Genomic DNA, 20355 nt, shown 5'->3' on the forward strand with positions numbered 1-20355 from the left:
GGGCACATGCACTCGTGGGTATGCCGGAGGCAACTCGGCTTTCCGTTCGAAGGGTGGCAACCGCCGGACGGAGGGCCCCAACCACCGGCATTCTGATAGGGCTTGGCGCACTCGGCGACAGGTGGTCTCAGGGATGGGGGCGTTCCAGTGAGCGGCAACGGCGGAAGCGGTACGAGCGCGGGAAGCGCGTCGCACGCTGACAAGCGCCCGAACGAGCTGCTCACTTCGTGGTTCGCCCGCAGCGGCTGGTCCAAGGGCGAACTGGCCCGCCAGGTCAACCGCCGGGCCCGACAGCTGGGCGCCGGCCACATCTCCACCGACACCTCCCGGGTGCGCCGTTGGCTGGACGGGGAGAATCCGCGCGAGCCGATCCCGCGCATCCTGTCCGAGCTGTTCTCCGAGCGCTTCGGTGTCGTCGTCTCCGTCGAGGACCTGGGCCTGCGCTCCACCCGCCCCACGCCCTCCGCGACCGGGGTCGACCTGCCCTGGACGGGCCCGCAGACCGTGGCCCTGCTCAGCGAGTTCTCGCGCAGCGACCTCATGCTGGCGCGGCGCGGCTTCCTCGGCAGCTCGCTGGCCCTCTCCGCGGGCCCGTCCCTCATCGAGCCCATGCAGCGCTGGCTCGTCCCCTCGCCCCCGCCCGCCGGCCGCGAGCCCGCTCCCGCCTCCCGCTCGCGCGGGAGGCTCTCCCGCCCGGAGCTGGAGCTGCTGGAGTCCACCGCCGTGATGTTCCGCCGCTGGGACGCCCGGTGCGGCGGCGGCCTGCGCCGCAAGGCGGTGGTCGGCCAGCTGCACGAGGTGACCGACCTGCTCCAGGAACCGCAGACCGAGACCACCCGCGCCAAGCTGTTCAAGGTCGCCGCCGAGCTGGCCGAGCTGGCCGGCTGGATGTCGTACGACGTGGGCTTACAGCCCACCGCGCAGAAGTACTTCGTGCTCGCCCTGCACGCCGCCAAGGAGGCGGGGGACCGGCCGCTCGGCTCGTACATCCTGTCCAGCATGAGCCGCCAGATGATCCACCTCGGCCGGCCCGACGACGCCCTGGAACTGGTCCACCTCGCGCAGTACGGCAGCCGGGACTGCGCCAGCCCCCGCACCCAGTCGATGCTGTACGCGATGGAGGCCCGCGCCTACGCCAACATGGGGCAGCCCGGCCGCTGCAAGCGCGCGGTGCGCATGGCCGAGGACACCTTCGCCGAGGCCGCCGAGTGGGACGAGCCGGACCCCGACTGGATCCGCTTCTTCTCCGAGGCCGAGCTCTACGGCGAGAACAGCCACTCCTTCCGCGACCTCGCCTACGTGGCCGGCCGCAGCCCCGCCTACGCCTCCCTGGCCGATCCCCTGATGCGCCGGGCCGTGGAGCTGTTCGCCGAGGACGACGAGCACCAGCGCTCCTACGCGCTGAACCTGATCGGCATGGCCACCGTGCACCTGCTGCGCCGCGAACCAGAGGACAGCGCCGGCGTGGCCGTCGAGGCCATGCGCATCGCCAAGAAGGTCCGCTCCGAACGCGTCAACACCCGCATCCGCAAAACCGTCGACACGGCCGTACGCGATTTCGGCGACCTCGGCGAGATCGTCGACCTCACCGAGCGGCTCGCCGTCGAGCTTCCGGAGACCGCCGAAGCGGTCTGACACTCACCGACCCCGGCCGCGGCCGGCCCTCCCGAACTGCCCGACTCGGCTCCCCCATGCCAGGTCATTCGGAGGCCGCCGCGGCCGGCTCATCCCCCGGTGCGGGACGTTGCGCCACCATAACGATCGCTTGGACCCGCATCCGGCAGTTCACTCACGCGTAACACGCACGGCGCCTTCGTCACGGCCGCGAAACAACGAGGGGCACCGACCGAAACCGCGCTGCGCCAATGTCGTGGCGCATAACCGGCCCGCCCCCTCAGTCCCGCCCAGGCTTCGCCCGCACGGGGCCGTACCAACGACGAGGAGACGCCGATGGCTCCAGCCATCACGCTTGCCGCAGAGACGGAGCTCTCTGCCGCCAACACAGGCTTCATGCTCATCTGCTCCGCCCTGGTGATGCTGATGACGCCGGCCCTGGCCTTCTTCTACGGAGGCATGGTCCGCGTCAAGAGCACCCTGAACATGCTGATGATGAGCTTCATCAGCCTCGGCATCGTCACCGTCCTGTGGGTGCTGTACGGCTTCTCCATGGCGTTCGGCACCGACACCGGCTCCGTCGTCGGCTGGAACTCCGACTGGGTCGGCCTCAGCAACATCGGCCTGACCGAGCTGTGGGACGGCTACACCATCCCCGTCTTCGTCTTCCTGGTCTTCCAGCTGATGTTCGCGGTGCTCACACCCGCCCTGATCAGCGGCGCCCTCGCGGACCGGGTGAAGTTCACCGCCTGGGCGCTGTTCATCGCCCTGTGGGCCACGGTCGTCTACTTCCCGGTCGCGCACTGGGTCTGGGGCGCCGGCGGCTGGGCCTTCGAGCTGGGCGTGATCGACTTCGCCGGCGGTACGGCCGTGCACATCAACGCCGGCGCCGCGGCCCTCGGCGTGATCCTGGTGATCGGCAAGCGGGTCGGGTTCAAGAAGGACCCGATGCGCCCGCACAGCCTGCCGCTGGTCATGCTCGGCGCCGGCCTGCTGTGGTTCGGCTGGTTCGGCTTCAACGCCGGCTCCTGGCTCGGCAACGACGACGGCGTGGGCGCGCTGATGTTCGTCAACACGCAGGTCGCCACCGGTGCCGCGGTCCTTGGCTGGCTCGCCTACGAGAAGATCCGGCACGGTGCCTTCACCACCCTGGGCGCGGCCTCCGGCGCCGTCTCCGGCCTGGTCGCCATCACCCCGGCGGGCGGCGCGGTCTCCCCGCTCGGCGCGATCGCCATCGGCGTCATCGCCGGTGTGCTGTGCGCCATGGCGGTCGGCCTGAAGTACCGGTTCGGCTACGACGACTCGCTCGACGTGGTCGGCGTCCACCTCGTCGGCGGCATCCTCGGCTCCCTCCTCGTCGGCCTCTTCGCCTCCGGCAAGGGCCAGTCCGACGTCGAGGGCCTGTTCTACGGCGGCGGCCTGGACCAGTTCTGGAAGCAGTGCGCCGGCGTCTTCGGGGTGCTCGCCTACTCCCTGGTCGTCTCCGCCATCCTCGCCCTGATCCTGCACAAGACGATCGGCATGCGGGTACCGGAGGACGACGAGGTGACCGGCATCGACCAGGCCGAGCACGCCGAGACCGCATACGACTTCAGCGGTGCCGGCGGCGGTGCCGCCCGGACGACCGCCGCCCCGACGGCCACGCAGACCGCGAGCAAGAAGGTGGACGCATGAAGCTCATCACCGCCGTCGTCAAGCCGCACCGGCTCGACGAGATCAAGGAGGCCCTCCAGGCCTTCGGGGTCCACGGCCTGACCGTCACCGAGGCCAGCGGCTACGGCCGCCAGCGCGGCCACACCGAGGTCTACCGGGGTGCCGAGTACACCGTCGACCTGGTGCCCAAGATCCGCATCGAGGTGCTGGTCGAGGACGGCGACGCCGATCAGCTGATCGAGGTCGTGGTCAAGGCGGCCCGCACCGGCAAGATCGGTGACGGCAAGGTCTGGTCGGTTCCGGTCGACACGGCCGTACGGGTGCGGACCGGCGAACGCGGTCCGGACGCCCTCTGAGGCGGGAAGCCAGAACAGGAGTCGCCGGGTGACGAGTACGGACGTGACGAAAGAAGCAGAGGACTCGGGACCCGGCGGCTACGCGGCGGCCCGGCTGCGCCTCCTCACCGAGGGGGCGCGGTCCGGGCCGCCGCGCCGTTCGGCCCTCGCCGGACTGACGGACGACTGGCTGTCGGGCCTCTTCGACGCGGGCACCGGCGGGTCGGGCAGAGGCGTCTCGCTCGTCGCCGTCGGCGGCTACGGGCGCGGCGAGCTGTCCCCGCGCAGTGACCTGGACCTGCTCCTGCTGCACGACGGGAGCGACGACACGGCGGTCGCCGCCCTCGCCGACCGCCTCTGGTACCCCGTCTGGGACCTCGGCCTCGACCTCGACCACTCCGTGCGCACCCCGGCGCAGGCCCGTAAGACCGCCGGGGAGGATCTGAAAGTCCAACTCGGTCTCCTGGACGCCCGCCACCTCGCCGGAGACCTCGGCCTGACCGCGTCCCTGCGCACCACCGTCCTCGCCGACTGGCGCAACCAGGCCCCCAAGCGCCTCCCCGAACTCCGGGAGCTGTGCGCCGAGCGCGCCGAGCGCCAGGGCGAGCTGCAATTCCTGCTGGAACCCGACCTCAAGGAGGCCCGGGGCGGCCTGCGCGACGCCACCGCCCTGCGCGCCGTCGCCGCCTCCTGGCTGGCCGACGCCCCGCGCGAGGGCCTCGCCGACGCCCGGCGCCGACTGCTCGACGTACGCGACGCGCTCCACCTGACGACCGGGCGGGCGACCGACCGGCTGGCGCTGCAGGAGCAGGACCAGGTGGCCGCCGAGCTGGGCCTGCTGGACGCCGACACGCTGCTGCGGCAGGTCTACGAGACGGCGCGGGTCATCGCGTACGCCGGCGACGTCACCTGGCGCGAGGTGGGGCGCGTGCTGCGTTCGCGTTCGGTGCGGCCGCGGCTGCGGGCCATGTTGGGCGCCGGGAAGCAGGCGCCCGAGCGCTCCCCGCTCGCCGAGGGCGTCGTCGAGCACGACGGTGAGGCGGTGCTCGCCCGCACCGCGCGCCCCGAACGCGATCCCGTGCTCCCGCTGCGTGCCGCGGCCGCCGCCGCGCAGGCCGGGCTCCCGCTCTCCCGGCACGCCGTCCGGCGCCTGGCGGCCACCACCCGGCCGCTGCCCACGCCCTGGCCCGCCGAGGCCCGCGAGCAACTGGTGACCCTGCTGGGCTCGGGCCGGCCCACCGTGCAGGTCTGGGAGGCGCTGGAGGCCGAGGGCCTGGTCACCCGGCTGCTGCCCGACTGGGAGCGGGTGCGCTGCCGCCCGCAGCGCAACGCGGTGCACCTGTGGACCGTCGACCGGCACCTGATCGAGACCGCCGTCCGCGCCGCCGGGTTCACCCGTCGCGTGCACCGCCCCGACCTGCTCCTGGTCGCCGCGCTGCTGCACGACATCGGCAAGGGCTGGCCCGGCGACCACTCCGTGGCCGGCGAGACCATCGCCCGGGACGTGGCCGCCCGCATCGGCTTCGACGACGCGGACACGGCCGTCCTGGCCACCCTCGTACGGCACCACCTGCTGCTCGTCGAGACCGCCACCCGGCGCGACCTCGACGACCCGGCCACCGTGCGCGCGGTCGCCGACGCGGTCGGCTCGGAGCACACCCTGGAGCTGCTGCACGCGCTGACCGAGGCGGACGCCCTGGCCACCGGCCCCGCCGCATGGTCGTCCTGGCGCGGCTCCCTCGTCGCCGACCTGGTGAAACGGGTCTCGGGGGTGCTGGCCGGGGACCCGCTGGAGGAGCCCGAGGCCGCCGCGCCCACCGCCGAGCAGGAGCGGCTCGCCGTCGAGGCGTTCCGCACGCGCGGGCCGGTGCTGGCGCTGCGGGCCCAGACCGAGCCGCCCGCCGGCCCCGCGTCGGCCGGTCCGGCGGCGGTCGCCGGTCCCGAGCCGCTCGGTGTGGAGCTGCTGATCGCCGTGCCGGACCAGGAGGGCGTGCTCCCGGCCGTCGCCGGGGTCCTGGCCATGCACCGGCTGACCGTCCGCACCGCGGAGCTGCGGTCCCTGCCGCTGCCGGACGGCGTCGAGGGCTCCGTGCTGCTCCTGGACTGGCGGGTCGCCGCCGAGTACGGCTCGCTGCCCCAGGCCGCGCGGCTCCGGGCCGACCTGGTCAGGGCCCTGGACGGCACCCTGGACATCGCCGCCCGGCTCGCCGAGCGGGACGCCGCCCATCCGCGGCGCCGGGGTGTGGAGCCGCCGCCGCCCCGGGTGACCGTCGCCCCGGCCGCGTCCCGGCTGGCCACCGTGATCGAGGTCCGTGCCCAGGACGCGCCGGGCCTGCTGTTCCGGCTCGGGCGGGCGCTGGAGGCGGCCGGCGTACGGGTACGCAGCGCGCACGCCTCGACCCTGGGCTCGAACGCGGTGGACGCCTTCTACGTCACGGGCCCGGAGGGCGCGCGGCTCCCGGGGGAGGAGGCGGGGGACGTGGCACGGACCCTGGAGGAGGCGTTGCGGGGTCGTTCCTGACGGGGCGGCCCGCGGAATCCGGCGGGCGGGGACGAATGTCTTGCCAAGGCAGATACCCTGGAAGACGCTCAGACCGCCCCCGACTCCGAGGACCGACGCCACCGTGTTCGATACCCTCTCCGACCGCCTTAGCGCGACTTTCAAAAATCTCCGCGGCAAGGGCAGGTTGTCCGAGGCGGACATCGACGCCACGGCCCGCGAGATCCGCATCGCGCTCCTCGAGGCAGACGTGGCCCTGCCCGTGGTGCGCGCGTTCATCAAGAGCGTCAAGGAACGCTCCCTGGGCGCCGAGGTCTCCAAGGCGCTCAACCCCGCCCAGCAGGTCCTCAAGATCGTCAACGAGGAACTGGTCGGCATCCTCGGCGGTGAGACCCGCCGCCTGCGCTTCGCCAAGCAGCCGCCGACCGTGATCATGCTGGCGGGTCTGCAGGGTGCCGGTAAGACCACCCTCGCGGGCAAGCTGGGCCGCTGGCTCAAGGAGCAGGGCCACTCGCCGCTCCTGGTCGCCTGCGACCTCCAGCGCCCCAACGCCGTCAACCAGCTCAGCGTCGTCGCCGAGCGCGCCGGTGTCGCCGTCTACGCGCCCGAGCCGGGCAACGGGGTCGGCGACCCGGTCAAGGTCGCCAAGGACTCCATCGAGTTCGCCAAGTCCAAGGTCCACGACCTGGTCATCGTCGACACCGCCGGCCGCCTGGGCATCGACCAGGAGCTGATGCAGCAGGCCGCGGACATCCGCGACGCGGTCTCGCCGGACGAGATCCTCTTCATCGTCGACGCGATGATCGGCCAGGACGCCGTCAACACCGCCGAGGCCTTCCGCGACGGCGTCGGCTTCGACGGCGTGGTGCTCTCCAAGCTCGACGGCGACGCCCGTGGTGGTGCGGCCCTGTCGATCGCCTCGGTGACAGGCAAGCCGATCATGTTCGCGTCGAACGGTGAGAAGCTCGAGGACTTCGACGCCTTCCACCCGGACCGGATGGCCTCCCGCATCCTCGACATGGGTGACCTGCTCACCCTGATCGAGCAGGCGGAGAAGACGTTCAGCCAGGAAGAGGCCGAGAAAATGGCCTCCAAGCTGGCGTCCAAGAAGGGCCAGGACTTCACCCTGGACGACTTCCTGGCCCAGATGGAGCAGGTCCGGAAGATGGGCTCCATCTCCAAGCTGCTCGGCATGCTGCCGGGCATGGGCCAGATGAAGGACCAGATCAACAACCTCGACGAGCGCGACGTCGACCGCACGGCCGCCATCATCAAGTCGATGACCCCGGCCGAGCGCCAGGAGCCGACGATCATCAACGGCTCGCGCCGCGCCCGTATCGCCAAGGGCTCCGGCGTCGACGTCAGCGCGGTCAAGGGCCTGGTCGAGCGGTTCTTCGAGGCCCGCAAGATGATGTCCCGGATGGCCCAGGGCGGCGGCATGCCGGGGATGCCGGGCATGCCGGGCATGGGCGGCGGCCCCGGCCGGCAGAAGAAGCAGCAGAAGAAGGCCAAGGGCAAGCAGCGCTCCGGCAACCCCATGAAGCGCAAGCAGCAGGAGCAGGAGGAGGCCGCCCGCCGCGCGGCCGCCGCGCAGAACGGGGGCGCCCTCGGTCTGCCCCAGCAGGGCGGCCAGGACTTCGAGCTGCCCGACGAGTTCAAGAAGTTCATGGGCTGACGGCCCGACCGTGTGTACGGCGCTGGGGCGCCCCCCTTCGAAGGGGGGCGCCCCAGCGCCGTACATGCACATGCCCAGGCGGCTTTACTGTCGTAACGTCCGGATATGACCAACCCGTCCCCGCCGCGCAAGGCGTCCGAGCGGCCCTGGCGCACCGAGGGCACGCCCGACGAGCCTCCCAAGCCGCCGCCCGGTGGCAGGAGGATGCGCGGCGGCTGGTGGAACCTGGTCCTGGCCGCGCTGGTCGTCTACCTGATCGCCAACCTCGTGCTCTCGTTCTTCAACGAGGGCGACGAGCCGACCATCTCCTACACGGAGTTCAGCAAGCAGGTCGACGAGGGCAACGTCAGCAAGATCTACGCCAAGGGCGACGCGATCCAGGGCCAGCTCAAGAAGGACCGCGACAAACCCGACGGCGACGGGACGTACACCAAGTTCACGACCGAGCGGCCCACCTTCGCGGACGACCAGCTCTGGGACGACCTGACGAAGAACGATGTCACCGTCACGGCCGAACCGGTGGTCCAGCACCGCAGCTTCCTGTCCAACCTGCTCATCGCGCTGGCCCCGATGCTGCTCCTGGTGGTGCTGTGGATCTTCATCGCGCGGCGCATGAGGGGCGCCCTGGGCGGCGGCGCGGGCGGCATGCTCGGCCGCAAGGCGCCGCCCAAGCCGGTCGAGCTGGAGGCGGGCGAGCCACGGACCACGTTCGCGGACGTGGCCGGGATCGACGAGGTGGAGGGCGAACTCAGTGACGTCGTCGACTTCCTGAAGAACCCGGACGCCTACCGCCGCATGGGCGCGAAGATGCCCCGGGGCGTCCTCCTGACCGGTCCGCCCGGCACCGGGAAGACGCTCCTCGCGCGTGCGGTCGCCGGCGAGGCGGGGGTGCCGTTCTTCTCCGCGTCCGCGTCCGAGTTCATCGAGATGATCGTCGGCGTGGGCGCCTCCCGGGTGCGGGAGCTGTTCGCCGAGGCCCGCAAGGTCGCGCCGTCGATCATCTTCATCGACGAGATCGACACCATCGGCCGCGCGCGCGGCGGCGGCTCCGGCATGGGCGGCCACGACGAGCGCGAGCAGACGCTGAACCAGATCCTCACCGAGATGGACGGCTTCTCGGGTTCCGAGGGCGTCGTCGTCATCGCCGCCACCAACCGTGCCGACATCCTGGACCCGGCCCTGACCCGCCCCGGCCGCTTCGACCGGGTGGTCAGCGTGTCGCCCCCGGACCGCGGCGGCCGCGAGGCCATCCTGGACATCCACACGCGCGAGATCCCGCTCGCCCCGGACGTCGACCTGGCCCAGGTCGCCCGCACGACCCCGGGCATGACCGGCGCCGAACTGGCGAACCTCGCCAACGAGGCGGCCCTGCTCGCGGTCAAGCGGAAGCAGGACCGGGTGACGCAGGCCAACCTCTCCGAGGCCCTGGAGAAGGTCCAGCTGGGCGCCGAACGGCCCCTGGTGATGCCCGAGGAGGAGCGTCGGCGCACCGCGTACCACGAGAGCGGGCACGCCCTGCTGGGCATGTTGCAGCCGGGCGCCGACCCCGTCCGCAAGATCACCATCGTGCCGCGCGGGAGGGCGCTCGGGGTGACGCTGTCGACGCCGGACGCGGACAAGTACGCGTACACCGAGGAGTACCTGCGCGGCCGGATCATCGGCGCGCTCGGCGGCATGGCGGCCGAGCACGTGGTGTACGGCGTGATCACGACCGGTTCCGAGAGCGACCTCGAACAGGTCACCAACATCGCCCGCGGCATGGTCGCCCGCTGGGGCATGAGCGAGCGGGTCGGCCGGCTCTCCGCCCTCCCCGGCGACGCGCAGCAGGCGTACGGCCTCGCCGCCGCTCCCCAGACGCTGGACGCCATCGACGGGGAGATGCGGCGGGTCGTCGACTCCTGCTACGAGGAGGCCGTCCGCAAGCTGCGCGACCACCGCGAACGGCTCGACGCGCTGGCCGAGGCCCTGCTCGCCAACGAGACGCTGGACGAGGCGGAGGCGTACCGCATCGCCGGGATCACCCGGCTCACGAAGGAGGACCCGGAGGCGTGAGCGCCGGGCGTTCCTACTTCTGCGGGAACTTCCAGACGTAGGGCTCGCCGTCCTCCTCCGACCAGTGCGCCTCCACGCTCTTCGCGCCGGCCGGAATCACGTACGTCTCGCAGAAGACGTGGCTCTCGCCCTGCTTCCAGCTCTCGACGTCGTACGGGTCCTCGCAGCCCGCGGCGTCCTCGGAGGCGCCGACGAGGACGCTGCCGCGCTGCCCGTCGGCGAAGACCGTGGCGCCGTCGTGCACGTCGGAGCCCTCGGTCAGAGCCGGTCCGCTCTTGTGCGTGTACTTGATGTACGCGGTGGCCAGCACCTTGCCCTTGACGTCCGCGGCGTCCGCCACCGCCTTCGCGGCCTCGGCCTCGGTGCCCACGTCGACCTTCTGTGCCACGACGTCGTAGGTGACCTCGCCCGGATCCTCGGCGACCTTCCCGGTCGCGCTCTCGCCCGCCGCCAGGTCGCCGCCCGAGGCCGCCTCGGAGGGCGAGGGCGACGCCTCGGTGGTCGCCGGGCTCTTCGCGTCGGCGTCCGACTCCTCGTCTCCGCCCCCGCACGCGGTGAGGGCAAGGGCGAGGACGGCGACGGGCGCGGCGAGGCGCAGTGCGGTCTTGCGGTGCGGCACTACAGGCTCCTGTATGCAGATGTGTGGTTTCCCCCGAACGGTGGATCAGAGTAGAGGCCCATGATCCACCTGGGGAAACCGTAGGAGCCCGAGACGGACTTCTTCACGCCATTCACACCTGCACCGGAAAAAGTCGGCCGGAGAACGCACACGATCGGTCGGAATCGATCTTTAAGGAACTCGTGCGATCAAGTAGCGAAAGACATTCGGCATCCAGACGGTCCCGTCAGGGCGGCGGTGCGGATGCAGGGCCTCCGCCAGCTCCTTGTCGACCTGTTCCCGGTCGGTGGCCGCGATCGCCGCGTCGAACAGCCCGGTCGACAGCAGTCCCCGCGCCGCGCTCGCGGCGTCCGCGTACCCGAACGGGCACGCCACCCGTCCCGAACCGTCCGGCCTGAGCCCGGCCCGCTGTGCGACCTCCTCCAGGTCGTCGCGCAGGGCGGGGCGCCAGCTGCCCGCGCTGCGCAGTGGGTCCGCGAGTTTGGTGGCCACCCGCAGCACCGAGGTCGTGGCGCACCGCTCCGGCGGGCCCCAGCCCGCCAGCACCACGGCGGCCCCGCGCCCGGCGAGCGGCGTCGCCTCGGCGAGCAGCCCGCCCAGCCCCTCCGAGTCGCCCGCGAGGCACCCGATGGGCTCGAAGGCGGTCACCAGGGTGAACGCCGGCGCCGACGGGTCCGCCGCGGCACCGGGTGGTCCCTCCACGACCCGCGCCGCGTCCGCGCGGGTGGGGGCGGGCCGGACGCCGGGAGGTTCCGGCGCCTCGGGTGCCCCGGGCAGCAGACGCCGCCGTGCCAGTTCCAGGAGTTCCGGAGAACGTGTGTCGACACCGGTCACCGAGGCGCCGCGCGAGGCGCCCATCAGCAGGGCGAGCCCGGAACCGCAGTTCAGGCCCAGCATCCGGGTGCCGCCGCCCACGTCCAGTCGCTCGAAGACGGCCTCGTAGAGCGGTACGAGCATCCTCTCCTGTATCTCGGACCAGTCACGCGCACGTGCACGCAGGTCCACGGGAGACAGCGTCCCCGTGTGAGATGAGTGCTGCCGTACGAGCGTAGGTGTCATAGGAAAGCGCCCCAATCGCCGAGTGTTGCCGCTGTGCCCGATTCCATGGCCCCCGTGCAGTGCGCTCGAACTCCCCCCGTATGCCAGGAAACTCCGGGCTCGCCGCGGCGTCCAGTGGTAGAGAGGGCCGGTTTGCCCGATCCCCGTCCCCATGGCGAGATTTCACTTCCCGGCAATGTGGGCCGGCCGCGCGGTACCCGCGGTAGCACCTCGGCGACACCTTGACCGGATGGCCGGATCGTGCCGGTCGGCGATGACAGCGGGTGGCCGGGGGTGCGGAGAGGGCGGTTCCGGCCAAGGTCGACGGGGTCCGCGGGCGTCGGCGGGGCGCGGGGCGGGGTGCGGGACTGCCGGCGGGCGGGGCGGTGCCGCACCCCGGTGGTCCACCCGGTAACGTCGCCCCCGTCGGCGCGTCCGCCCGGACGCCTCCGCTCCGGCGCGACGGCGGCCGAAACGCCCCTTGCGCACGAGAGCGCCCCACGCCCCCGGAGTGTGGACGACCGCTACGCGCCGGGGCGTACGTCGGGCTACGCACCAGCTTGGTATGAGCTGTGAGGCTTCTCCGCAGATCAGCGCACCCGCCCTCGTCGGGACGCATCAGCGGCAACTGACTGGTACGTGCAAATTATTTGGGATGCCCCGGAATAGGAACACAGCGGCACTCCGGCTCGTTGTCATTACGTGAGCACGACACCACCTGTTCTCGCCGCAGAGCTGGCGCAGGCGTGGGCCGACATTCAGCGGTACCACCCCGAGCTGCCCGATCTTGCCGCGCCCGAGTCCCTGATCGGAGAGTCGTCGTCCGCCTGCGGGCACGAGCTCTCCTTCGAGCGACTGCTCCATGAGGCAGTCCACGGCATCGCCGCCGCGCGCGGAGTACGCGACACCTCCCGCGCGGGGCGCTACCACAACCGCCGATTCCTGGCGATCGCAGAGGAGCTGGGCCTCGACCACCCCGAGGAGCCGCATCCCAGCAGCGGCTTCTCACTGGTCACCCTCACCCCCGAGGCGAAGCGCCGCTACCGCCCGACGACCGAACGCCTCCAGCGCGCGCTGAAGGCCCACACCGCAGCCACCGCGACCGACTCGGCCCGCAGCTTCCGCGGTCCGGCCGCCCGCCACGGCTCCTCCGGGGGAGGGGTGCGCGTGAAAGCCGTCTGCGACTGCGGGCGCAACGTACGGGTCGTCCCGTCCGTGCTGGCCCAGGCCCCGATCATGTGCGGCGGCTGCGGCAAGCCGTTCCGCATCCCGGAGGTGGTCGGCGCGGGCGTGAGCTGACGGTCCGGCTGCTCGTGGCAGCCGGACCCGGGCCAGGTTCCGTCGTCGGACCCGCTCCGCCGGACCGGAGGGCGGCCCCGGTGCCCTCCGGTCCGAGGGGTCTGCCCGCGTGTGGCACAATGGCAAGCTGTACTCGACAGTCGCACAGGACCCCTCTCTCCTCCGGCTGACGCGTCCATCGGGCACTCGGGTACCGCAACCCCACGCGGCTCTCTCGCCGTGCCCAATCACGTCAAAACCAGGAGAATCCACTCCCGTGGCAGTCAAGATCAAGCTGAAGCGTCTGGGCAAGATCCGTTCGCCTCACTACCGCATCGTCGTCGCCGACTCCCGTACCCGCCGTGACGGCCGGGCCATCGAGGAGATCGGCAAGTACCACCCGACGTACAACCCGTCGGTGATGGAGGTCGACGCCGAGCGTGTCGCCTACTGGCTCGGTGTCGGCGCCCAGCCGACCGAGCCCGTGCTCGCCATCCTGAAGAAGACCGGCGACTGGCAGAAGTTCAAGGGCGAGCCCGCCCCGGCCCCGCTGCTCCAGCCGTCCGAGAAGGCGGCCCGCCCGTCCTTCGAGGCGATCGGTGGCGAGGACGAGGGCAAGGGTGAGGCGATCACCCAGAAGAAGAAGGCCGACAAGAAGGACGAGGCCGCCGCCGAGTCCTCCTCGACCGAGTCGACCGAGGCCTGAGCATGCTCGAGGAGGCTCTCGAGCACCTCGTGAAGGGCATCGTCGACAACCCTGACGATGTGCAGGTCGCCTCGCGCAACCTGCGTCGCGGGCGTGTGCTCGAGGTCCGGGTGCACCCCGACGACCTCGGCAAGGTGATCGGCCGCAACGGCCGCACCGCACGCGCCCTGCGCACCGTCGTGGGCGCCATCGGCGGCCGCGGTGTCCGCGTCGACCTCGTCGACGTGGACCACGTCCGCTGACGCCACAACGCAGCACCGGCTCGGGCCGGGGAGGGCCATGGGCCGTCCCCGGCCCGCAGTCGTAGAGCCCCGCACGGGGTCGTGAGCCCCGCCGGGCTCGTCGCAGTTCGACAGGAGATCAAGCACAGTGCAGCTGGTAGTCGCTCGCATCGGCCGCGCCCACGGCATCAAGGGCGAGGTCACCGTCGAGGTCCGCACCGACGAGCCGGAGCTGCGGCTCGGCCCCGGCGCCGTCCTGGCCACCGACCCCGCCACCGCCGGTCCGCTGACCATCGAGACCGGCCGGGTGCACAGCGGCCGCCTCCTGCTGCGCTTCGCGGGCGTCCACGACCGCACCGGCGCCGAGGCCCTGCGCAACACCCTGCTGATCGCCGACGTCGACCCCGACGAGCGTCCCGAGGACGACGACGAGTACTACGACCACCAGCTCATCGACCTCGACGTGGTGACCGCCGACGGCACCGAGGTCGGCCGGATCACCGAGATCTCCCACCTGCCCACCCAGGACCTGTTCGTGGTGGAACGCCCCGACGGCAGCGAGGTCTACGTGCCGTTCGTGTCGGAGATCGTCACGGAGATCGACCTGGAGGAGCAGCGCGCGGTCATCGACCCGCCCCCGGGCCTGATCGACGACCGCGCCGAGATCGCCTCCGCGCGGGACGCCGAGGAGTCCCCGGAGGAAGGCGCGTAATGCGGCTCGACGTCGTCACGATCTTCCCCGAGTACCTGGAACCGCTGAACGTCTCCCTCGTCGGCAAGGCACGCGCGCGTGGACAGCTCGACGTCCGGGTGCACGACCTGCGCGAGTGGACCTACGACCGGCACAACACGGTCGACGACACCCCTTACGGGGGCGGCCCCGGCATGGTCATGAAGCCCGACCCGTGGGGCGACGCGCTGGACTCCGTCCTGGCCGACGGCTACGAGGCCGGCTCCGGCGAGCCCGCCCTGATCGTGCCCACGCCCAGCGGCCGGCCCTTCACCCAGGAACTCGCCGTCCACCTCTCCGAGCGGCCCTGGCTGATCTTCACGCCCGCCCGCTACGAGGGCATCGACCGCCGCGTCGTCGACGAGTACGCGACCAGGATGCCGGTGTACGAGGTCTCCATCGGCGACTACGTCCTCGCCGGCGGCGAGGCGGCCGTACTGGTCGTCACCGAGGCCGTGGCCCGGCTGCTGCCCGGCGTCCTCGGCAACGCCGAGTCCCACCGGGACGACTCCTTCGCGCCCGGCGCCATGGCGAACCTCCTGGAGGGCCCCGTCCACACCAAGCCGCCGCAGTGGCGCGGGCGCGGCATCCCGGACGTGCTGCTCAGCGGCCACCACGGGAAGATCGCCCGCTGGCGCCGGGACGAGGCCCTGCGGCGCACGTCGGCCCACCGGCCCGACCTGATCGAGCGGTGCGATCCCAAGGCCTTCGACAAGAAGGACCGCGAGATGCTCTCCATCCTGGGCTGGGCGCCGGACCCGGACGGGGAGCCGTACGGCCGATTTTGGCGCAGGACACCTGGCATGGAACAATAGGCCGCTGTTGTGCGTCCGTCCGGAGCGCGCCCCTGCCACAGGGGGACACGACGCCCGTCCCGACCCGCACGGCTCTGAATCCGAAACACCTAGTTTCCGTTGATGACCTGTGGCATCAGCGAGGAAAGCAGACGAAATGTCTCACCTGCTCGACTCCGTCGACGCCGCGTCGCTGCGCACCGACGTCCCCGCCTTCCGCCCCGGCGACACCGTCAACGTCCACGTGCGCGTCATCGAGGGCAACCGCTCCCGTGTGCAGCAGTTCAAGGGCGTTGTGATCCGCCGCCAGGGTGCCGGCATTCGCGAGACCTTCACGGTCCGCAAGGTCTCCTTCTCCGTCGGCGTCGAGCGCACCTTCCCGGTGCACACCCCGATCGTGGAGAAGATCGAGCTCGTCACCCGCGGTGACGTCCGCCGCGCCAAGCTGTACTACCTGCGCGAGCTGCGCGGCAAGGCCGCGAAGATCAAGGAGAAGCGCGAGAGCTGAGCGCCTCCGAGGTCCGCGCCGGGGCCGGATAGCATCTGGCCCCGATGGACACCGAAGCACAGCCCACGGAGCGCGACCGCTCCTCCCGCCCTTCCGACTCCGAGCAGCCCTCGGATCCGGAGGGCCCGGAGGAACGGTCGCGTTCCGCGTTCGCGGGGCGGATCACGGACTGGGTGCCGGGCGGCCGGATCACCGTCACCCTGCTGACGCTGCTGCTGTTCCTGCTGCTGCTCAGCACCTTCGTACTGCGGCCGTTCCAGATTCCCAGCGGATCCATGGAGCGTGGATTGAGGATCGGTGACCGGGTTCTCGTAAATAAGTTGGCGTACCGTTTCGGTGGGCGGCCGCAGCGGGGCGACGTCGTGGTCTTCGACGGTACGGGACTCTTCGGGCCCGGCGACTACATCAAACGCGTGGTCGGTGTGGGCGGGGACCATGTGGTGTGCTGCGACAGGGAGGGGAGGGTACAGGTGAACGGCCAGTCGGTCGACGAGTCGGAGTTCCTGTACCCCGGTGACCGCCCGTCGACGGTGCGCTTCGACGTCGTCGTCCCCGACGGCACCCTCTTCGTCCTCGGCGACCACCGGTCCGGCTCCAGCGACTCCCGCGACCACCTGGGCTCGCCGGGCGGCGGCATGATCCCGGTGGACGAGGTGATCGGGCGCGCCGACTGGATCGTCTGGCCCTTCGCCCACGCCACCCACCTCGACCGTCCCGACGCCTACGCGCGCGTGCCGGAGGCCGACGCGGACGGAGGGGCCGGCGACGCGCGTCGGCCCGCGGGCGCCGATGGGTAGCCGCGGGAAACCGCGCGGAGCCCCCAGCAGCCCCGCGGAGAACCTGCTGCCCACCGGCTCCCGGCGCACCGCCGCGCCCTCCGGCGGCCGTTCCCGCACGGAGCGGCGCAAGCTCCAGCGCAAGGTCAAACGGCGCCGCAGGCGCGGCGCCGTCAAGGAGATACCGCTCCTCATCGGCGTCGCCGTGCTCATAGCGCTGGTACTCAAGACCTTCCTCGTCCAGGCCTTCGTGATCCCGTCCGGCTCCATGGAGCAGACCATCCAGATCGGCGACCGGGTCCTGGTGGACAAGCTCACCCCCTGGTTCGGCTCCGAACCGCAGCGCGGGGACGTCGTGGTCTTCCGGGACCCCGGCGGCTGGCTCCAGGGCGAGCAGACCGCGAAGAAGGACGACCCCGTCGTCGTCAAGCAGGTCAAGGAGGGCCTGGCCTTCATCGGCCTGCTGCCGTCCGACGACGAGAAGGACCTCATCAAACGGGTCGTCGGGGTCGGTGGGGACGAGGTCAAGTGCTGCGACACCCAGGGACGTGTCACCGTCAACGGCGTCCCCCTGGACGAGGACTACCTGTACCCGGGTGACACCCCGTCACGGACGCCGTTCGACGTCACCGTCCCCGAGGGACGGCTGTGGGTGATGGGCGACCACCGGTCCAACTCCGCCGACTCCCGCGCCCACCAGGACACCGACTTCGGCACGGTCTCCGAGGAGGAGGTGGTGGGACGCGCCATGGTGATCGCCTGGCCGTTCGGTCACTGGACCACCCTGGACGAGCCGAAAACGTATGCATCAGTCACCGACTCGGCCTCCGGTGCGACCGCCGCTCCCCGGCTGTCGCATAGGGTTGCCCCCGACGATCCGAACGCGATGATGCAACTCCCGACCCCTGCGGAACTCCCGCTCGTTATGGGAGTGGTGGGCCTGCGCCGTATACGGGGCGGGCGGCGGCAGAGAGTAAGGAGTTGGCGTGGGGGATGTGGCGGTTGGCGCACGGTCCGGACACGACGGCGAGGAGAACCGCGGACGCCCCGAGGAGACGGACGGCCCGGCCCCGGACGGCGCCCGCGACTCCGGTCACGGCTCCGGAACCGAGGACGGCAGGGTGACGAACGAACACAACGGGACGCAGGACGAGGGAGTGGGCGGGACGCCGCCCACGCCACACCGCGAGACCAAGAAGCCGCGTTCCTTCTGGAAGGAACTGCCGATCCTGATCGGTATCGCGCTGGTGCTCGCGCTGCTGATCAAGACGTTCCTGGTGCAGGCGTTCTCGATCCCGTCCTCGTCGATGGAGAACACGCTCAAGATCAATGACCGTGTCCTGGTCGACAAGCTCACGCCCTGGTTCGGCTCCGAGCCCGAGCGCGGCGAGGTCGTCGTCTTCCACGACCCGGACAACTGGCTGGCGGGCGAGCCGACCCCCGACCCGAACGCGCTGCAGACGGTGCTCAGCTGGATCGGCCTGATGCCGTCCGCCGAGGAGAAGGACCTGATCAAGCGCGTCATCGGCGTCGGCGGCGACACCGTCGAGTGCAACAAGACCGGCCCGCTCAAGGTCAACGGCATGGCCCTCAACGAGCCGTACGTCTACCCCGGCAACACGCCGTGCACCGACGACGACCAGGGCGGCCGGTTCAAGGTCACGGTGCCCGAGGGCTACATCTGGGTCATGGGCGACCACCGGCAGAACTCCAAGGACTCCCGCTACCAGCAGGCGGACAAGCATGGCGGCATGGTCCCGGTGAAGGAGGTCGTCGGCCGCGCGGTCGTGGTCGCCTGGCCGATGAACCGCTGGGACAACCTGCCGGTCCCCGAGACCTTCGACCAGGACGGCCTGCGGGCCGGGTCGCCTGCCGCGGCCACGCTGTCGGTCGCGCCCCAGGGGCTCGCCGTCGCCGGCGTCCTCCCGGTCGTCTGGTGGCGCCGCCGTCGGAGCGCCGCCGCCGGGGTTCGCTGAGGCGCCCCTGCTCTTACGTCCCCATCGACGCGACAGCCCCCTTCCCGGCCCTCGGGAGGGGGGCTGCCCCGTTGGGGTACCGCCGGGTAAGGTGCGGCTCCATGGGTGGCGAGAGCACGACACGTACGGCCCCTCGCGGGGGGAACAAGGGTCCGGTGGGCAGCCGGACCGGGCAGCGCCTGTCCGGCCTCGCCGTGGCGCTGGGCATGGTGCTGTTCCTCGGCGGCTTCGCCTGGGGTGCCGTGGTCTACCGGCCCTACACCGTGCCGACCAGCTCGATGGCCCCGACCATCGGGGTCGGTGACCGGGTGCTCGCCGAGCGCATCGACGGGAGCGACGTACGGCGTGGCGACGTCGTCGTCTTCAAGGACACGGCCTGGGCCAACGCCCCGATGGTCAAGCGGGTCGTCGCCGTCGGCGGGGACACCGTCTCCTGCTGCCAGGAGGGCAAGCTGAAGGTCAACGGCAAGGTGATCGACGAGCCGTACCTGCCCGCCGGCACACCGGCCGAGATCATGGACTTCCAGACCGTGAACGTCCCGGAGGGCCGCCTGTTCCTGCTCGGCGACGAGCGCGACAACTCCGTGGACTCCACCGCCCACCTCACCGACGCGGCCCGCGGCACCGTCTCCAGCGGTGCCGTGGACGCCCGCGTCGACGCCGTGGTCTGGCCCATGAACGGCATGCTGGAGCGGCCGACCGGCTTCCAGACCCTGGGCGGCCTCTCCTCGCCGGGGCCGCTCACTCCGGTCGTCGTCCTGGTGATCGCCGGGGCCGTGCTGGTCCTGGGCGGTGGGGCGTACGGTCCCGTCGCCAAGCGGGCCGCGGCCTCGCGTGCCGGTCGCGCCGCGGAGCCCGCCGATGGGCGCTGAGACGACCCCGGCCGGGCAGGACACCTACCAGGGCGGACTGCGCAGGGTCGCGCGGGTCGTGCTGCTCGATCCCGACGACCGCGTCCTGCTGCTGCACGGCCACGAACCGGACGACCCGGCAGACGACTGGTGGTTCACGCCCGGCGGCGGTGTGGAGGGCGACGAGACCCGTGAGGAGGCCGCCCGGCGGGAGCTGCTGGAGGAGACCGGCATCGCCGACGTCGAACTCGGCCCGGTGCTGTGGCGGCGCAGGTGTTCCTTCCCCTTCGCGGGCCGCCGCTGGGACCAGGACGAGTGGTACTACCTGGCCCGCACCCGGCAGACCGCCACCGGGGCCGTCGGCGCCGGGCTCACCGAGCTGGAGCGTCGCAGCGTCGCCGGAGCACGCTGGTGGACGTGTGAGGAACTGACCGGGGCACGTGAGACGGTGTATCCGACCAGACTCGCCGGGCTGCTGCGCACGCTGCTCGACGAGGGTCCCCCGGCCGGGCCGGTGACCCTGGACACGGAAATCGTCTAGGGGTGCACGGGACTGGCGCACAATGGGGGGACCCGCACGGCTGAAGGGGAACATGCCATGAGCGCCGAGGACCTCGAAAAGTACGAGACCGAGATGGAGCTCAAGCTCTACCGGGAGTACCGCGACGTCGTCGGTCTGTTCAAATACGTGATCGAGACCGAGCGGCGTTTCTACCTCACCAACGACTACGAGATGCAGGTGCACTCGGTCCAGGGCGAGGTGTTCTTCGAGGTCTCGATGGCGGACGCCTGGGTGTGGGACATGTACCGGCCGGCCCGCTTCGTGAAGCAGGTGCGCGTTTTGACGTTCAAGGACGTGAACATCGAGGAGCTGAACAAGAGTGACCTGGAGCTTCCGGGCGGGTGAGGTCGGGCCGCCCGAGGAAGTTTTTCACTCGTGTGGGTGACGAAGTTGTCCACAGTCGACTGACCGTCCACCAAGATCCAAAAGCTCGCTGAGCTGCCCTCATCGTTGGCGCCGGAGGTGGT

Annotated in this window: 19 protein-coding genes and 1 pseudogene; 18 read left to right on the top strand and 2 right to left on the bottom strand. The window is 71.4% G+C overall.

The window, feature by feature from the left end; genetic code table 11:
- Nucleotides 1-147: 147 nt before the first annotated feature.
- From nsdA to ftsH, 6 genes are all read left to right on the top strand, one after another.
- A complete protein-coding gene (nsdA, locus tag OIE75_RS26710; protein WP_307015317.1) occupies nt 148-1635 on the top strand; it encodes a transcriptional repressor NsdA in 1488 nt (495 codons plus the stop codon).
- A 315-nt stretch (nt 1636-1950) separates the two neighbouring features.
- Nucleotides 1951-3288 (top strand): ammonium transporter, encoded by a 1338-nt coding sequence (locus OIE75_RS26715; protein ID WP_307015319.1) that lies wholly within the window; start codon nt 1951-1953, stop codon nt 3286-3288.
- The gene (locus tag OIE75_RS26720; RefSeq protein ID WP_122615177.1) at nt 3285-3623 is read left to right on the top strand and encodes a P-II family nitrogen regulator; all 339 of its coding nucleotides are present in this window, start codon (nt 3285-3287) and stop codon (nt 3621-3623) included. The genes OIE75_RS26715 and OIE75_RS26720 overlap by 4 nt, the downstream gene beginning before the upstream one ends.
- Nucleotides 3624-3651: 28 nt before the next feature.
- Nucleotides 3652-6123: a [protein-PII] uridylyltransferase gene (locus OIE75_RS26725; RefSeq protein ID WP_329472325.1), complete on the top strand. Its 2472-nt coding sequence runs from the start codon at nt 3652-3654 to the stop codon at nt 6121-6123.
- A gap of 103 nt (nt 6124-6226) precedes the next feature.
- Nucleotides 6227-7777: a signal recognition particle protein gene (ffh, locus tag OIE75_RS26730; RefSeq protein ID WP_307015322.1), complete on the top strand. Its 1551-nt coding sequence runs from the start codon at nt 6227-6229 to the stop codon at nt 7775-7777.
- Between the two features lie 105 nt (nt 7778-7882).
- Nucleotides 7883-9829, top strand: coding sequence for an ATP-dependent zinc metalloprotease FtsH (gene ftsH, locus OIE75_RS26735; RefSeq protein WP_329472326.1), 1947 nt, complete (start codon nt 7883-7885; stop codon nt 9827-9829).
- 13 nt (nt 9830-9842) lie between these two features.
- Here ftsH and OIE75_RS26740 read toward each other — a convergent pair whose 3' ends face one another.
- Complete coding sequence (locus tag OIE75_RS26740) at nt 9843-10448, bottom strand: hypothetical protein (protein WP_329472327.1); 606 nt, start codon at nt 10446-10448, stop codon at nt 9843-9845.
- 171 nt (nt 10449-10619) lie between these two features.
- Nucleotides 10620-11507 (bottom strand): SAM-dependent methyltransferase, encoded by an 888-nt coding sequence (locus OIE75_RS26745; RefSeq protein WP_307015327.1) that lies wholly within the window; start codon nt 11505-11507, stop codon nt 10620-10622.
- A 681-nt stretch (nt 11508-12188) separates the two neighbouring features.
- On the opposite strand from OIE75_RS26745, the gene OIE75_RS26750 reads away from it, so the two are divergent.
- The 12 genes and pseudogenes from OIE75_RS26750 (at nt 12189) to OIE75_RS26805 (ending at nt 20233) form a co-directional block, all read left to right on the top strand.
- Nucleotides 12189-12785 carry a hypothetical protein gene (locus OIE75_RS26750; RefSeq protein ID WP_122615172.1) on the top strand — a complete coding sequence of 199 codons (597 nt, stop codon included), beginning with the start codon at nt 12189-12191 and terminating at the stop codon, nt 12783-12785.
- Between the two features lie 256 nt (nt 12786-13041).
- Nucleotides 13042-13470: a 30S ribosomal protein S16 gene (gene rpsP, locus OIE75_RS26755; RefSeq protein ID WP_307015329.1), complete on the top strand. Its 429-nt coding sequence runs from the start codon at nt 13042-13044 to the stop codon at nt 13468-13470.
- Between the two features lie 2 nt (nt 13471-13472).
- Nucleotides 13473-13712 carry an RNA-binding protein gene (locus tag OIE75_RS26760; protein WP_003973401.1) on the top strand — a complete coding sequence of 80 codons (240 nt, stop codon included), beginning with the start codon at nt 13473-13475 and terminating at the stop codon, nt 13710-13712.
- Nucleotides 13713-13839: 127 nt separating this feature from the next.
- Nucleotides 13840-14403, top strand: a complete 564-nt coding sequence (rimM, locus tag OIE75_RS26765) for a ribosome maturation factor RimM (RefSeq protein ID WP_307015331.1) — start codon at nt 13840-13842, stop codon at nt 14401-14403.
- The gene (gene trmD / locus OIE75_RS26770; RefSeq protein ID WP_307015333.1) at nt 14403-15236 is read left to right on the top strand and encodes a tRNA (guanosine(37)-N1)-methyltransferase TrmD; all 834 of its coding nucleotides are present in this window, start codon (nt 14403-14405) and stop codon (nt 15234-15236) included. Before rimM ends, trmD begins: the two co-directional genes overlap by 1 nt.
- Nucleotides 15237-15372: 136 nt before the next feature.
- On the top strand, nt 15373-15723 hold the full coding sequence (gene rplS / locus OIE75_RS26775) for a 50S ribosomal protein L19 (RefSeq protein WP_122615168.1): 351 nt from the start codon (nt 15373-15375) through the stop codon (nt 15721-15723).
- Between the two features lie 44 nt (nt 15724-15767).
- Entirely contained in the window at nt 15768-16520 is a 753-nt protein-coding gene (lepB, locus tag OIE75_RS26780) for a signal peptidase I (protein ID WP_307015335.1), read from the top strand.
- Nucleotides 16513-17592, top strand: a pseudogene (lepB, locus tag OIE75_RS26785) (signal peptidase I); the annotation flags it as partial. The gene lepB (OIE75_RS26780) and the pseudogene lepB (OIE75_RS26785), both read left to right, overlap by 8 nt.
- Entirely contained in the window at nt 17486-18475 is a 990-nt protein-coding gene (gene lepB, locus OIE75_RS26790; RefSeq protein ID WP_307015337.1) for a signal peptidase I, read from the top strand. The pseudogene lepB (OIE75_RS26785) and the gene lepB (OIE75_RS26790), both read left to right, overlap by 107 nt.
- A 101-nt stretch (nt 18476-18576) precedes the next feature.
- A complete protein-coding gene (gene lepB, locus OIE75_RS26795; protein ID WP_307015339.1) occupies nt 18577-19347 on the top strand; it encodes a signal peptidase I in 771 nt (256 codons plus the stop codon).
- Nucleotides 19337-19867 carry an NUDIX hydrolase gene (locus OIE75_RS26800; protein WP_329472328.1) on the top strand — a complete coding sequence of 177 codons (531 nt, stop codon included), beginning with the start codon at nt 19337-19339 and terminating at the stop codon, nt 19865-19867. Before lepB (OIE75_RS26795) ends, OIE75_RS26800 begins: the two co-directional genes overlap by 11 nt.
- Before the next feature lie 57 nt (nt 19868-19924).
- Nucleotides 19925-20233 (top strand): DUF2469 domain-containing protein, encoded by a 309-nt coding sequence (locus OIE75_RS26805; protein WP_003965949.1) that lies wholly within the window; start codon nt 19925-19927, stop codon nt 20231-20233.
- The last annotated feature ends 122 nt before the right edge of the window (nt 20234-20355 follow it).

It is taken from the genome of Streptomyces sp. NBC_01723, assembly GCF_036246005.1.
In the GTDB taxonomy this organism is placed as follows: Bacteria; Actinomycetota; Actinomycetes; order Streptomycetales; family Streptomycetaceae; genus Streptomyces.